Annotated in this window: 14 protein-coding genes; 7 read left to right on the top strand and 7 right to left on the bottom strand. The window is 61.5% G+C overall.

Features of this window, described 5'->3' with window-relative positions:
• Window positions 1-15 precede the first annotated feature (15 nt).
• From AB4097_RS10915 to fabD, 3 genes are all read right to left on the bottom strand, one after another.
• Entirely contained in the window at window positions 16-252 is a 237-nt protein-coding gene (locus tag AB4097_RS10915; RefSeq protein WP_009764365.1) for an acyl carrier protein, read from the bottom strand.
• A 234-nt stretch (window positions 253-486) separates the two neighbouring features.
• Window positions 487-1,224 carry a 3-oxoacyl-[acyl-carrier-protein] reductase gene (gene fabG / locus AB4097_RS10910; RefSeq protein WP_114945663.1) on the bottom strand — a complete coding sequence of 246 codons (738 nt, stop codon included), beginning with the start codon at window positions 1,222-1,224 and terminating at the stop codon, window positions 487-489.
• A gap of 10 nt (window positions 1,225-1,234) precedes the next feature.
• Window positions 1,235-2,182 (bottom strand): ACP S-malonyltransferase, encoded by a 948-nt coding sequence (gene fabD, locus AB4097_RS10905; RefSeq protein WP_442039339.1) that lies wholly within the window; start codon window positions 2,180-2,182, stop codon window positions 1,235-1,237.
• 244 nt (window positions 2,183-2,426) lie between these two features.
• Between fabD and rpoZ the strand changes: the two genes are divergently transcribed.
• The 3 genes from rpoZ to AB4097_RS10890 all read left to right on the top strand — a co-directional run bounded on the left by rpoZ (window position 2,427) and on the right by AB4097_RS10890 (window position 5,893).
• Window positions 2,427-2,834 carry a DNA-directed RNA polymerase subunit omega gene (gene rpoZ / locus AB4097_RS10900; protein ID WP_009764362.1) on the top strand — a complete coding sequence of 136 codons (408 nt, stop codon included), beginning with the start codon at window positions 2,427-2,429 and terminating at the stop codon, window positions 2,832-2,834.
• Window positions 2,835-3,017: 183 nt separating this feature from the next.
• Window positions 3,018-5,189, top strand: a complete 2,172-nt coding sequence (locus tag AB4097_RS10895; RefSeq protein WP_442039336.1) for a RelA/SpoT family protein — start codon at window positions 3,018-3,020, stop codon at window positions 5,187-5,189.
• A 5-nt stretch (window positions 5,190-5,194) separates the two neighbouring features.
• Window positions 5,195-5,893, top strand: coding sequence for a gamma-glutamyl-gamma-aminobutyrate hydrolase family protein (locus tag AB4097_RS10890; RefSeq protein ID WP_442039334.1), 699 nt, complete (start codon window positions 5,195-5,197; stop codon window positions 5,891-5,893).
• Window positions 5,894-5,915: 22 nt separating this feature from the next.
• On the opposite strand, the gene AB4097_RS10885 is transcribed toward AB4097_RS10890, so the two are convergent.
• Complete coding sequence (locus AB4097_RS10885; RefSeq protein ID WP_442039332.1) at window positions 5,916-6,653, bottom strand: LuxR C-terminal-related transcriptional regulator; 738 nt, start codon at window positions 6,651-6,653, stop codon at window positions 5,916-5,918.
• A gap of 434 nt (window positions 6,654-7,087) precedes the next feature.
• Here AB4097_RS10885 and pyrE point away from each other — a divergent pair, with 434 nt between their 5' ends.
• Together pyrE and AB4097_RS10875 are read left to right on the top strand one after the other, a co-directional pair.
• Window positions 7,088-7,672 (top strand): orotate phosphoribosyltransferase, encoded by a 585-nt coding sequence (gene pyrE / locus AB4097_RS10880; protein WP_442039330.1) that lies wholly within the window; start codon window positions 7,088-7,090, stop codon window positions 7,670-7,672.
• A gap of 239 nt (window positions 7,673-7,911) precedes the next feature.
• Window positions 7,912-8,559, top strand: a complete 648-nt coding sequence (locus tag AB4097_RS10875) for a LabA-like NYN domain-containing protein (RefSeq protein WP_442039328.1) — start codon at window positions 7,912-7,914, stop codon at window positions 8,557-8,559.
• Window positions 8,560-8,616: 57 nt separating this feature from the next.
• Here AB4097_RS10875 and AB4097_RS10870 read toward each other — a convergent pair whose 3' ends face one another.
• The 3 genes from AB4097_RS10870 to dapA are packed head-to-tail and all read right to left on the bottom strand — an operon-like array spanning window position 8,617 to window position 10,562.
• On the bottom strand, window positions 8,617-9,147 hold the full coding sequence (locus AB4097_RS10870) for a glycine cleavage system protein R (protein ID WP_442039326.1): 531 nt from the start codon (window positions 9,145-9,147) through the stop codon (window positions 8,617-8,619).
• Window positions 9,148-9,196: 49 nt separating this feature from the next.
• On the bottom strand, window positions 9,197-9,670 hold the full coding sequence (smpB, locus tag AB4097_RS10865; protein WP_099511742.1) for an SsrA-binding protein SmpB: 474 nt from the start codon (window positions 9,668-9,670) through the stop codon (window positions 9,197-9,199).
• Between the two features lie 7 nt (window positions 9,671-9,677).
• Entirely contained in the window at window positions 9,678-10,562 is an 885-nt protein-coding gene (gene dapA / locus AB4097_RS10860; protein ID WP_442039324.1) for a 4-hydroxy-tetrahydrodipicolinate synthase, read from the bottom strand.
• Window positions 10,563-10,751: 189 nt separating this feature from the next.
• Between dapA and AB4097_RS10855 the strand changes: the two genes are divergently transcribed.
• The gene (locus AB4097_RS10855; protein WP_442039322.1) at window positions 10,752-12,794 is read left to right on the top strand and encodes a transglycosylase SLT domain-containing protein; all 2,043 of its coding nucleotides are present in this window, start codon (window positions 10,752-10,754) and stop codon (window positions 12,792-12,794) included.
• A gap of 43 nt (window positions 12,795-12,837) precedes the next feature.
• On the top strand, window positions 12,838-13,719 hold the full coding sequence (locus AB4097_RS10850) for an alpha/beta fold hydrolase (protein ID WP_442039320.1): 882 nt from the start codon (window positions 12,838-12,840) through the stop codon (window positions 13,717-13,719).
• Window positions 13,720-13,951 lie beyond the last annotated feature (232 nt).

The raw sequence follows: 13,951 nt of genomic DNA, 5'->3' as shown, positions 1-13,951 counted from the left end.
CCTTTACCAGCCTTTTTAGGCTGCGTTCTTCTCGAGGAAGCGGATGGCGTCGCCGACCGTCACAATGGTCTCAGCCGCGTCGTCCGGGATCTCGACGTTGAACTCTTCCTCGAACGCCATCACCAGCTCGACCGTATCCAGGCTGTCGGCGCCCAGGTCGTCGATGAAGTTGGCATTGTCGGTCACCTTGTCGGCTTCGACGCCGAGGTGCTCGACAACAATCTTCTTCACGCGATCAGCGACGTCACTCATCGTTTTTTCCTCAGTGGCTGCCGCCTCAGGAATTGGGCGGATTAAGAAATCAAATTAGATCAGCTGTTCAGCTGACAACGCTGAAACGGCTACCCTGCGCCGTGCAAAGCCGCATTTTTAAGCGCCGGTCAACCCCTTTGACCTGATCGGGACCATGCTTAACACAAGCTTATCCTGTCTGGCGAGGGGTGAACGGCACCTGCAAACAGATTCCGGAAAAGGCGATAAGTTCCTTTAGAACATAGCCATTCCGCCATTTACGTGCAGGGTTTGGCCCGTCACGTAGGCGGCCTCGGCGGAGGCGAGATAAACCACCGACGAGGCGATCTCATCGCCCTGGCCGAGCCTTCCCATAGGGATGGTTCCGAGGATTCCCTCCCGCTGCTTTTCGTTCAGCACGTCGGTCATGGGAGACTCGATGAAGCCGGGAGCAACAAGGTTTACGGTGATGTTGCGGCTCGCCACCTCGGCGGCGAGCGCCTTGGTCATGCCGATCAGGCCCGCCTTCGAGGCGGCATAGTTGCCCTGCCCCGGATTGCCGGTCGACCCCACGACCGAGCCGATATTGACGATGCGGCCGTAGCGGCGGCGCATCATGCCCTTCACAGCAGCCCGCGACAGACGGAAGGAGGCGGTCAGGTTGACGGCGATGACCGTATCCCACTCCTCATCCTTCATGCGCATGAAGAGGTTGTCCTTGGTCACGCCGGCGTTGTTGACCAGGATGTCGAGCCCGTCCATGGCGGCCTCGGCCGCCGGAACGAGAGCCTCGACCGAATCCTTGTCAGCCAGATTCGCCTCGACGACGTGGACCCGCTCGCCCAGGGACGAAGCCAACTCGTCGAGGGCGGAGCGCCGGGTGCCTGACAGGGTCACGGTTGCGCCCTGGGCGTGAAGGGCACGCGCGATGGCGCCGCCGATGCCGCCCGTAGCACCGGTGACGAGAGCCTTGCGGCCGGTGAGATCGAACATGCGAGGCTCCTTATGCATTCAGGGAGGCTTTGAAGGCGGCGACATCCTCGGGGGTCCCGACGGCCGTCGCTGCGGCCCCGGCGGCGATGCGCTTCACGAGTCCGGTCAGGACCTTGCCCGACCCGACCTCATAAAATGAATCGACCCCTTGAGCGGCCATAGCGGCCACGCTTTCCCGCCAGCGCACGGTGCCCGTGACCTGACGGACGAGCGCATCCCGAATCGCCGCCGGGTCGGTGATGGGGGCGGCTTCCACGTTCGCCACGACCGGAACCACGGGAGCATTCACGGTTACGCCTGCCAAGGCCTCGCGCATGGCGTCGGCAGCCGGTTGCATGAGCGCGCAATGGAAGGGAGCGGACACGGCCAGCATCACGGCACGCTTGGCGCCCTTGGTCTGGGCGATTGCAACGGCCCGTTCAACGGCAGACTTATGGCCGGAGACGACCACCTGGGCGCCACCATTGTCGTTGGCCGCGTCGCAGACCTCGCCCTGAGCCGCCTCGCGGGCGACCTCGAGGGCGGTGTCGTATTCCAGGCCGAGAAGCGCCGCCATGGCGCCCTGCCCCACCGGGACGGCGCCCTGCATGGCATTGCCGCGAATCCGCAGCAGGCGGGCCGTATCGGAGACCGAAAGGCTACCGGCGGCGGCGAGGGCCGAATATTCGCCCAGCGAGTGACCCGCCACGAAGGCGACATGCTTCTTCAGGTCGAGGCCGGCCTCTGCTTCGAGCACCCGGATCGCTGCCAGGCTCACGGCCATCAGGGCCGGCTGGGTGTTGGCCGTGAGGGTCAGCTCCTCGGCCGGGCCTTCCCACATGATGGTGGAGAGCTTCTGGGAGAGAGCCTCATCCGCCTCGTCGAAAACGGCCTTGGCCTGGGGAAAGGCATCGGCCAGGGCTTTGCCCATGCCGACGGCTTGGCTTCCCTGGCCGGGAAAAACGAATGCGCGCTTCATCGGGAGCGGACCCCTTCCTTGATAGAATCCGCGCGGGACTCGCACCGGGACGCTAAGGAGTCAAGGCGCACCCGAACTTAACCGTACAATGGCTCCGCTTGTAGCGGCAGGGACCTGGAACAGGCGTGTGCGGGCGCACCTCCGGTTAAGTCCCTGCCGGAGAACGCTTCCTCTTGTTTTCTGAACCCAACCGGTGTATCCGGTCCCTCTTCCGATATTCTCATGACTGAAGAAGGAGCCCCGCATGGCTCGCGTGACCGTCGAAGACTGCATCGACAAGGTCGACAACCGGTTTGAGCTCGTTCTGCTGGCAAGCCACCGGGCCCGCCTCATTTCGTCAGGCTCCCCGCTGACGATCGATCGTGACCGCGACAAGAATCCCGTCGTGGCCCTGCGCGAGATCGCCGACGAGACGATCGCTCCCGATGACCTGAAGGAGCAGCTGATCCACTCGATGCAGAAATACGTCGAGGTGGACGAGCCTGAGGCCGAGGCCGTCCCCATGCTCAGCAACACGGCTGCCGCGCCTTCGACCGGAGGCGACAACGATGCGGACGTCCAGTTCGACCGCATGAGCGAAGAAGATCTGCTTCGCGGCCTGGAGGGCCTCGTGCCCCCGAGCAGCAGCGCGGACGACGACGACCGCGAGTAAGCTTTCACGGCGATTTCAAAAGCCCGGCTCCGCGCCGGGCTTTTTTGTTGGGCCATTTAACCACGCCGGCGCATAGGCGGCCTGCGGCAAGGTATTCAGCTTGCGGTCAGAAGATGTTGTACAATATCTTCGATAGCTTCGTGATTTCAGCCAGATAACAGGACCGAAGGGGACAACGGCCGCATGATGCGCCAGTACGAACTTGTCGAGCGGGTCAAGCGTTACAACCCCTCGACCAACGAGGCGCTTCTCAACCGCGCTTACGTTTATGCCATGATGGCCCATGGCAACCAGAAGCGCGCATCCGGCGACCTGTTCTTCGGCCACCCCCTCGAAGTGGCGGCGATCCTCACCGATCTGAAGCTCGACGACGCCACCATCGCGGCGGCGGTTCTGCACGACACGGTCGAAGACACGCAGGCCACCCTTGAGGAGATCAACAAGACCTTCGGGCCGCAGATCGGCGCCCTCGTCGACGGCCTGACCAAGATCAAGCGGCTCGATCTCGTCTCGAAGCGGGCCGCCCAGGGCGAAAACTTCCGCAAGCTCCTCCTGGCCATCGCCGATGACGTGCGGGTGCTGCTCGTCAAGCTTGCCGACCGCCTGCATAACATGCGCACGCTCCAGTTCATGCCGGCGGAGAAGCGCAAGCGCATCGCGGAAGAGACCCTCGACATCTACGCACCCCTCGCCGGACGCATGGGTATCCAGGAGATGCGCGAGGAGCTGGAGGAACTGGCCTTCCAGAACCTCGACCCGGAGGCCTATGAGGCCATCAAGCGCCACCTGCACGAGTTGTCCGCCAGGAGCGAGAAGCTCGTCGAGGAGATCGAGCGCACGCTGACGACCAAATTGCGGGCACAAGGCATCGAGGCGGCAGTGACTGGCCGACAGAAGCGGCCTTATTCCATCTGGCGCAAGATGGAACGGAAATCCGTCTCCTTCGAGCAATTGTCCGATATCTTCGCCTTCCGGATCATCGTGAACAGCATCGACGAGTGCTATCGGGCGCTCGGCGTCGTCCATACCAGCTGGCCGATGGTGCCGGGGCGCTACAAGGATTACATCTCGACGCCCAAGCAGAACGACTACCGCTCGATCCACACCACGGTGATCGGTCCCGGCAGCCAGCGCGTCGAGCTGCAGATCCGCACCGAGGACATGGACGAGGTGGCGGAGTACGGCATCGCGGCCCATGCCCTCTACAAGGAAGGCGTCAACGACAATTCGCGCCTCGCCACGGAAAGCCGCGCCTATCAATGGCTGCGCCGGACCATCGACCTCCTCGCCGAGGGCGACAATCCGGAGGAGTTTCTCGAGCACACGAAGCTCGAACTCTTCCACGACCAGGTCTTCTGCTTCACGCCCAAGGGGCGCCTCATCGCCCTGCCGCGCGGCGCGACGCCCATCGACTTCGCCTATGCGGTGCATACCGATGTCGGCAACACCGCCGTCGGCTGCAAGATCAACGGCCGCATGTCCCCGCTCCTGACCGAGCTCCAGAACGGCGACGAGGTGGAAATCGTCCGCGCAGAGGGCCAGACACCTCCGGCAGCCTGGGAATCGCTCGTGGTCACCGGCAAGGCCCGCGCCTCGATCCGCCGCGCCACCCGGGCGGCCGTGCGCCGGCAATATACCGGCCTCGGCCATCAGATCCTTGAACGTGCCTTCGAGCGGGCCGGCCGCGCCTTCTCGGACGAGAAGCTGAAAGGCGCCCTGCCCCGCCTGGCCCGGGTCTCCGTCGAGGACGTACTGGCGGCCGTGGGCCGGGGAGAGATGTTCTCCGGCGACGTGGTGCGGGCCGTCTATCCTGATTACCTGGACGAGCGCCGCGGCGGCCCAGACGGCAAGGGCGGTGGACAACCCGACGGCGCAGGCAAGAAGGTCGCGGGCGAGCATCCGGGCGGCATCCCGATCCGCGGTCTCAACAGGGACATGCCGATCCGATTCGCCCCGGAAGGAGGCGCTGTGCCGGGAGACCGCATCGTGGGCATTCTCACTCCGGGCGAAGGGGTCACGATCTACCCGATCCAGTCGCCGTCTCTGGCAGCATTCGACAACGAGCCGGACCGCTGGATCGACGTTCGCTGGGACCTGGAATCAGGCTCCACGCAGCGCTTCCCGGCGCGCATCAAGCTGCAATCGATCAACGAGCCCGGTTCGCTCGCGCAGATCACCCAGGTGATCGCCGATCATGACGGCAACATCGACAATGTCTCCATGAAGCGGCGCACCCAGGACTTCACCGACGTGACCATCGACCTGACGGTGTGGGACCTGAAGCACCTCAACGCCATCATCGCGGAGCTGCGCGCCAAGCGTGTCGTGAGCCGCGTCGATCGGGTAACCGGTTAGACGCCATGAGTGGCAAGCCTCGCATCGCCGTGATCATGGACGAGAACACGAGTGTCGACGGCACGCGCTACGACATGACCAAGGCCTATTTCGTCGCGATCCAGCGCGCAGGAGGCCTCCCCTTCGGCATTCCCTACGTTCCCGAGATGATCGAACCTGTCATAGACGAGTTCGACGGTTTCCTGAGCGTCGGCGGCCGCTTCGCCTTTCCTGATTCCTGGTATGTGGACGGGCAGGTTTCCAATTCGCCGCCGTCGGAGCGATTGGAGATCGAGACCACGCTGATGCGCGGCTTCCTGGAACGAAACAAGCCGATCCTCGGCATATGCAACGGCATGCAGGTCCTCGCGGCCCTTCACGGCTGCCGCCTGTCCCCGAACGTGCGATCGCTGGGCCCCCATGTCATGGAGCACGACAAACGTGGGTTCCTTCATCCTGTGACGCTCAGGCAAGACACCCGTCTCTCAAGGATCATCGGGTTATCCGAGATCCTCGTGAACAGTTTCCATCGGGAGGCAGTGGTGGATATGTCGGATCAAGCTATAGCGAGCGCCCATGCAGCGGATGGGATCGTCGAGGCAATCGAAATACCGGCTCAGCGCTTTGCCATCGGCGTCCAATGGCACCAGGAACTGTTCACCTTCCAGGATCATCCCGGAAACAGGCTCTTTGAGGCTTTCGTGCAGGCAACGAGAAAGAGCTGAGGCGCCCCGCACGCTCTTTCCGTCACTGTGGCGTCTTCACGATATGCGTCGAGGCCCATATTGCCGCTTGTGTTCGGTTCTTCGCTTTCAGTTTCCGCAGGATCGCCTTGACGTGAACTTTAACGGTGGCCTCGGTAATATCGAGCATGCGGGCAATGACTTTGTTCGATGCACCCTCAATCAAACATTCAAGAACGGCTGTTTCTCGGGCTGACAACGCACGTAGGTTGCCCTGGGCGCTGAAGGCCGTCGGTTCATGAAGCTGAGCGAGGATGGTGGTTATGAACACCGTTTCGTCCAGCATGACCAGATCCAGAACCTTAACGAGTGCCTCATGTGAGGTTGATTTCATGAGGCACGCTGCGGCCCCTGCCTCGAATGCGGCCAACATCTGCTTGAGGTCGTATCGCTCGACGAGCATGACCACCCGGATGGATGGGTTCTGCTCTTTGAGGAATCGGACCTGTTCGCAGCTTCCCGCATGGTCGTTGACCGCATCGAGGATCAAAAGGATTGCGCCATCGTTCGCTTCCAGCTTGAACCGCACGTCATCCAGGCTCGCCGCAGACACATCAGGGTAGTAAGCCGTCTCGGCGAGAAGCCTTTTCAGTCCTTCGCGGAAGAGGCCATTCTGGTCGACGAGCACCGTCTCGGTCCGACAGGCATCTAGTTTCTCTCCGGTGGCTATGTCGCCCTTTTCGTCCATCTGGCGGATCTCGGCACTGCCTCGGACGACATCGCTACGGATCTCAGCATCCATGATGGCGATTTTCCTGACAGGCCAAGAATTGGCTTTGTCAGAAGGGCTCCTCCGAGCAGATGATGTATCCACAGATCTAGCGGCTGTGATTTTCATGTCAGACCCTCATAAGCCACATAAAATACTAAGACGTGCACATCTTCTATGATCTATATGCTGCGATTACACGTCAGAGACAATTTTATACGACTGCTTCTCGTCGAATCACTTGCTGATGACGATCAGCAATTCACTCTATACAGAACCGGTGTGTATCGGCTCTATGGTGTCCTATAGATGGAACGTCATAATGTTTTTCAAGTGTGATCCAACACATCACCCAAAATTGCCGCGGACGCTTTTTAATTTCGTTGCTCGAAAAATATACTTGCTAGAATGTCCTTGCCTCACACAGTTCCGCCTGCCAAACAGCCGCGAGCAGGAGATCCTTAGCCATGACTCAGAATGAAGTTCTCGACGAATTCCGCTCCGCAGGCGCGCTGCTGGAGGGACACTTCATTCTCTCGTCAGGTCTGCACAGTCCTGTCTTCCTGCAGAAGATGTTCGTGTTCCAGGATCCGGCACGCACCGAGAGGGTCTGCCGTGCGCTGGCGGAGAAGATCAAGGGAACCTTCGGGACTGTCGACTACGTGGTCTCTCCCGCTGTCGGCGGCATCGTTCCAGGCTACGAGACGGCTCGGCATCTGGGATGCAAGGCGATCTTCGTGGAGCGGGAGAATGGGGCTTTCGTCCTGCGGCGCGGTTTCACGATCCCCGAAGGGGCCCGGGTCGTCATGGTGGAAGACATCATTACGACTGGCCTCTCCTCCCGCGAATGCCTGACCGCCCTGCGGGAGCATCCCGGCACGATTCTCGGGGCCGCATGCCTCATCGACCGCTCCGGCGGCAATGCGGACCTGGGCGTCCCCCTGGTGTCCCTGGTGCAGCTGGACATTCCGGCCTACGCCCCGGATCAAATCCCTGCCGAATTGGCCGCTCTTCCGGCCATCAAGCCGGGCAGCCGCAGCCTCAAATCATAAAAGCTGTTTAATTGTCACACAAAGGCTTGACTGCCTTGGTTCTGCCAACTTGACTCTTGGAATTTGCACGCCATTAAGTATTTTACATTGTCGTTTTTTCGTCCGAAGGGTGATTAACAGCCTGAACGAAGGCGCGTCGTGATTTTATCGCGCAATTTTATTGCCAGCGTAAATAATGGATGCCGCTTGTATAGTAAAGGTTGTTATGCCGCTCCGGCAGACACAAATAGAGAATACTTATGTCAGGCCAGCAGCGGATTGCGCTCTTCATTGATGGCGCCAACCTATACGCTACCACTAAAACACTCGGATTCGATATCGATTACAAGCGCTTGCTGAAGGAGTTCCAGGGCCGAGGCGTCCTGGTTCGGGCGTTTTACTACACTGCGCTTGTGGAAGATCAGGAATATTCTTCCATTCGTCCGCTGATCGACTGGCTCGACTATAATGGCTACCGGGTGGTCACGAAGCCGACGAAGGAATTCGTGGATTCCGCCGGTCGTCGAAAAGTGAAGGGCAATATGGATATCGAGCTCGCCATCGACGCGCTCGAGCTGGCCCCTTACATCGACCACATGGTGCTGTTCTCCGGCGACGGCGACTTCCGGTCGCTGGTCGAGGCCATGCAGCGCCGCGGAGTCCGGGTTTCGGTCGTTTCCACCGTGACGACCCAGCCGCCGATGGTGGCCGACGAACTGCGCCGCCAAGCTGACGAGTTCCTCGATCTGTCGCAGCTCGCTTCCCGCATCGGGCGCGACCCCTCGGACCGCCAGCAACGCAGCGGGAGCGAAGGCGGCGAGCGCTCGCGCCCGCAGCAGCCCCGCAATGGCGCCCTGGAGAGCCGCTACGGCATCCGACAGGGCTCGGACGACGAATTCGACATCTGAGCTTCGGACTGTCGCGGAGATGCTGTCATGGCCGGGCTCGTCCCGGCCATTTTCTTTTCAAAGCGAACTTTCCTCGACGTCGCAGTCCATTCTGAGCGACCCGGCCGTGTTGCTGACCGTCGCCAGGCACAGATCCGTTCGGTCGGCGGGGATCGAGACGGCGAACCGGGTCACGTAAAGTCCGCCCTCGGCATCCGGAAGCTTGCGGGCTTCGAGGCGCACGATATTGGCCTCGTATTGCTTGAACACTTCCGAGAGACGCGCCACGAGGCCGAGCTGATCGGCGCCGCTGATGGCGATGCGATGAGTGATGGTGCCGGCAGGGCCTGGGCTCGGATCGAAAGCATAGGGAACGGCCCTAACATCGGCCCCCTCAAGCTCGGGTAGCTGCTTCAGTCCGGCCTCGATGTCAGCGGCCGTCAGATCCGCGGGAAGCTCGCACAGGGCAACGAACTCGGCGCCCGCGCCCAGAGCCGTAAAGGTCGTGTCCCTCAGGTTCACGCCCACGTCGAACAAGTGCTCGGCAATCGCCGCGACGAGTCCGACCCGATCGGGCCCAAGAACCGACACCAGAGCAACGGACGCCATTCTCCCCTCCCAATCAACAAAGGAGAAGGTAGCGCAGGCAGGCGTTCCGTCAGCCCTTATCCCGCATCAGGCGCGCCTTCTCCCGGTTCCAGGAGCGCTCTTTCTCGGTTTCACGCTTGTCATGCAGTTTCTTGCCTCGCCCAAGGCCGAGTTCCACCTTGGCCCGCCCACGGTCGTTGAAGTAGATCTTGAGCGGGATCACGGTGAAGCCCTCGCGCTGCGTGGCGCCGATCAGCTTGTCGATCTGGCGCTTGTGCAGCAGCAGGCGGCGCGGGCGTTTCGTTTCGTGGTTGAAGCGGTTCGCCTGAAGGTATTCCGGGATATAGGCGTTGAAGAGGAAGAACTCCTCTCCCGACGGTCCGGCATAGGCCTCGCCGATGGTCGCCTTCCCCTGACGCAGGGATTTCACTTCCGTGCCGGTGAGAGCGATCCCCGCCTCGTAGGTGTCGAGGATCTCGTAATTGAACCGCGCCTTCCTGTTGTCGGCAACGACGCGGTTGGCACTCTTTGGATCTTTTGACATGAGCTCTTCAGGTGTTGATCAGCCCCGCGTGGACCATGGCCGAGCGGACAGCCTGCTTGGCATTCTCGGAGGCGGGCACCAGCGGCAGGCGCACCTTGTCCTCCATGAGGCCGAGCAGGGACGCGGCGTACTTCACGGGAGTCGGATTCGTTTCGATGAACAGGTTGGTGTGCAGAGGCATGAGGCGATCCTGCACTTTCAGGGCTGAAGCATAGTCGCCCTTCAGGCAGGCACTCTGCATCTCGGCGCAGAGGCGGGGCGCGACGTTCGACGTGACCGAAATGCAGCCATGTCCGCCGTGGGCCATGAAGCCGAGCGCCGTCGCATCCTCGCCGGAGAGCTGGATGAAGTCCGGTCCTAGCACCTGCCGCTGCAGGCTTGCGCGCGCCATGTTGGCCGTCGCGTCCTTCACGCCGACGATGTTCTTCAACTCGTAGAGCCGCGCCATCGTCTCCACCGACATGTCGATGATCGAACGGCCAGGGATGTTGTAGATGAAGATTGGGATGCCGATGGCGTCGTTGATGGCCTTGAAGTGCTGATAGAGGCCTTCCTGCGTCGGCTTGTTGTAATAGGGCGTGACGATCAGCACCGCGTCGGCCCCGACCTTTTCCGCATGCTTGGAGAAGGCCACCGCCTCCGCCGTGCTGTTGGAGCCGGCTCCGGCGATCACAGGCACCCTGCCCTTCGTCTCCTGGACGCAGATCTCGACGACCCGCTCATGCTCCGCGTGGGTGAGCGTGGGGCTCTCGCCCGTCGTTCCCACGGGAACGAGGCCGCTCGTGCCTTCCTGGATCTGCCAGTTGATGAAGGACCGGAACGCCGCCTCGTCCACGGCTCCATCCTTGAAGGGGGTGACCAGAGCCGTGATGGAGCCTTTGAATTGGGGCATGGGGTATCCTCGAAATGGGCGCTGGGCCTTCTCTTGGGCCACAAGGGTTTAGACATAGGGGGTGCGGCGCATGCGCGCAAACATTCGTTCGGGGAGTTGTCCTAGCTCGGCTCTTAGTGTTTCCTCAAGAGAAACGTCGTCACAATCAAATAAAAGGCGGCAGCAAGGGGGTAGCGGGTGAGCCTCAACATGCGTCCTCTCATACGTCTTGTGACATCCGTCGCGCTCGTCCAATTGTCCGTTCTCACCGTCCACGCAACCGAGATTCCACCCGACACGCCGGCCCCAGGACAACCCACCTTCCTGGAAAGCTTCGTACAGCCTGCACCGGTGCCTGGAGACCTGGATCACCTGCCCTCAATCTTCAAGGCCTATCGGGACAACGATCCGACCGAGGCTCAGATCCTCAAATCGAAGCTCACCCAACCGGCCGCTCAGGCCCTGATCGAATGGTTCGCGATCCGCAGCGGGTTCACCACGGGGCTCGATCGCATCCTCGCCTTCCAGAGGGACTATCCGAACTGGCCGGTCTCCAGCCAGTTCCGGCGACGGAGCGAGGACGCCCTGCTGGCCGAGCGCAGGCCTCCCGCCCAGATCCGCGCTTTTTTCGCCAAGCAGCCTGCCGGAACGGCGGCGGGCCGGGTCGCCCTCGCCTTCGCGCTCCAGGCAGATGGCATCGCGCAAGAGGCGAACGACAAGATCCGATACATCTGGCGAGAGGACAATTTCGGCCCCGACATGGAGCGACGCATCCTCGACCGCTTTCCGGATGCGCTCTCCAAAGCCGACCATCGCTTCCGCATGGAGAGACTTCTTCTGAAGGAGAACTGGGGCGGAGCCCAACGCGCAGCCTCCTACGCCGGCAAGGACTACGAGTTGCTCGCCAAGGCGCGGCTGGCCGTTTTCCAGGGCAAGAAGAAGGCCGAGAAAGCCTTTGCCGCTGTGCCGACCGCCCTGCGCAGCGACCCATCCTACCTGTTCTCCAGGGCGCTGCTTCAGCGCCGAAGCAATAACCTGGAAGAGGCTGCCGGGATCATCATGCAGGCGCCGCGGGACCCAGACCTGCGCGTCGACGGCGACGAATGGTGGGCCGAACAGCGCCTGATCGCCCGTGCCCTGCTCGACAAGGGCAATTTCAAGCTGGCTTATGAGGTTGCGAGCCATCACGCTGCGGAATCGCCCGTGCAGCAGATCGAGGCGGAGTTTCATGCAGGATGGATCGCGCTCCGCTTCCTGAACGATCCAGCCACGGCCTCCAGGCACTTTGTAACGGTCGCCCAAACGGCGTCCACGCCGATCTCCACATCCCGCGTCGCCTACTGGCAGGGACGCGCGGCGGAAGCCGCCGGCCAAGGACAGGATGCCAAGATCTTCTATCAGCGCGCGGCGGACCAGCCGACGACCTATTACGGCCAACTGGCCCAGGCCAAACTGGGGCATGCCATTTCGCTCCGAAAGGTCGATCCGCTCTCGGAGGAAGAGCGCAAGGCGTTCGATGCCCTGGTTCCCGTCCAGGCCGTGAAACTGCTGCAACAGATCGGCGAGCAGGATCTTGCCCTCAACCTCTACACCGACCTCGCGCAGTCCTTGAACGATCCGGGGCAGCTCGATGCTCTAGCAGGTCTGGCCACGTCCCAGCAGAATCCCCGTGCCGTGCTCGCCATCGGCAAGACCTCCCTGCAGCGAGGTTTCCCGCTCGATCAGCATGCTTATCCCTTGGCGGCCATTCCCGATTTCCAACCGGTGGGTGACGATGTGGAACCGGCAATGGTCTATGCGATTGCCCGGCAGGAAAGTGCTTTCAACCCGCGTGCCGTATCGAGCGCAGGAGCGCGTGGCCTCATGCAGCTCATGCCGGCGACCGCCAAGAGAACCGCGCAGCGGTTCGGCGTCGGCTTCGATCTGAACCGGTTGACCGAGGATGCGTCCTACAACGCCAAGATCGGCTCGGCCCATCTGGGTGAGCTGATGGGGGACTGGAAAGGCTCCTACATCCTCGCCTTCGCTTCCTACAATGCGGGCGGCGGCAACGTGATCAAATGGGTGAGAACCTATGGTGATCCTCGGAAACCCGAGGTGGACGAGGTCGATTGGGTGGAGCGGATTCCGTTCTATGAGACACGCAACTACGTCCAGCGCGTGCTGGAGAATTTGCGGGTCTACCGACAGCGCCTGAACGGCAAGCCCACTCCCATCGCCCCGGCGACGGCGGACGCGACAAGCACCAATTGATGACGCAGGATGCACCTGACTGAATTCATATAGTCGGACCGATATGAGCCACTCCTATCGCGACCTGTTCGTATCCGCGGCCGACGGATTGCGTCTCTACGCCCGCGACTATGCTCCTGAAGCCCGCGATGCATTACCCGTCATAGGCTTGCCCGGGCTTGCCAGAACGTCTGCGGATTTTCACGACCTCGCAGAGGCCCTCAGCAGCGACCCTGCCCGACCACGAAGGTTCATATCCCTGGACTATCGCGGACGTGGACGTTCCGAATGGGACCAGGACTGGCACAACTACGACCTCAAGGTCGAGATGAGCGACACCCTCCAGGTTTTGGCCGCAGCCGGGATCGACAAGGCGATCTTCCTCGGCACGTCCCGTGGCGGCTTGATCACAATGGCTCTGTGCGCGGCCCGTCCCGAACTCATCGCCGGCGCGATCCTAAACGATGTCGGTCCGGTTCTCGAAGCCGATGGGCTGAAGCGGATCCGCAGCTATGTCGGCAAGCTCCCCACGCCACAAACCATCGGCGAGGCCGCCGACATCCTGCGTCGGCAATCCGAGACCCAATTTTCACGATACACGAATGAGCAATGGGAGAGGATCGCGCGGGGGACTTGGCATGAAGGCACGGATGGGTTCGTGCTCAACTACGATCCCCGTCTTATGAAGACACTTGAGAGTCTCGATCTGGAGGCGCCGTTACCGGATCTATGGCCTCTCTTCGAAGCCATGAAGCCGTTCCCTGTTCTGGCCATCCGTGGCAGCAATTCCGATCTTCTGACGGCAGCGACCCTGCAGATGATGAAGGAACGGCATCCTGATCTCACACCCGTGACAGTGCCGGACCAGGGTCACGCCCCTTCTCTCGAAGGCGATCTCATCCAGGTCATCAAGGACTTCATTGCCAGGGTCGATCCTCGGGACTGACGAGGATCGCCTTCTCTCCGATTGAAAGATCCGGGAATCCGCCTCTTCGCGGGAGCGTTTTCGCCTGCTCGGCCCGCATATGCTTTGACAGAAATACCGAAGTCATCCCGTTGGAATACCGAAATCATCCCGTTGGCGGCTTACCGGCGGAATGGTGAGTGAATTTCAGTCTTCCACTCCTGAAACGGAAAAACCCCGGTGTTCCCACCGGGGTTCTCCTATCCAACTTGGA

The organism is Microvirga sp. 2MCAF35 (assembly GCF_052115545.1).
GTDB lineage: Bacteria > Pseudomonadota > Alphaproteobacteria > Rhizobiales > Beijerinckiaceae > Microvirga.
This window is presented reverse-complemented; position numbering and strand designations above follow the sequence as displayed.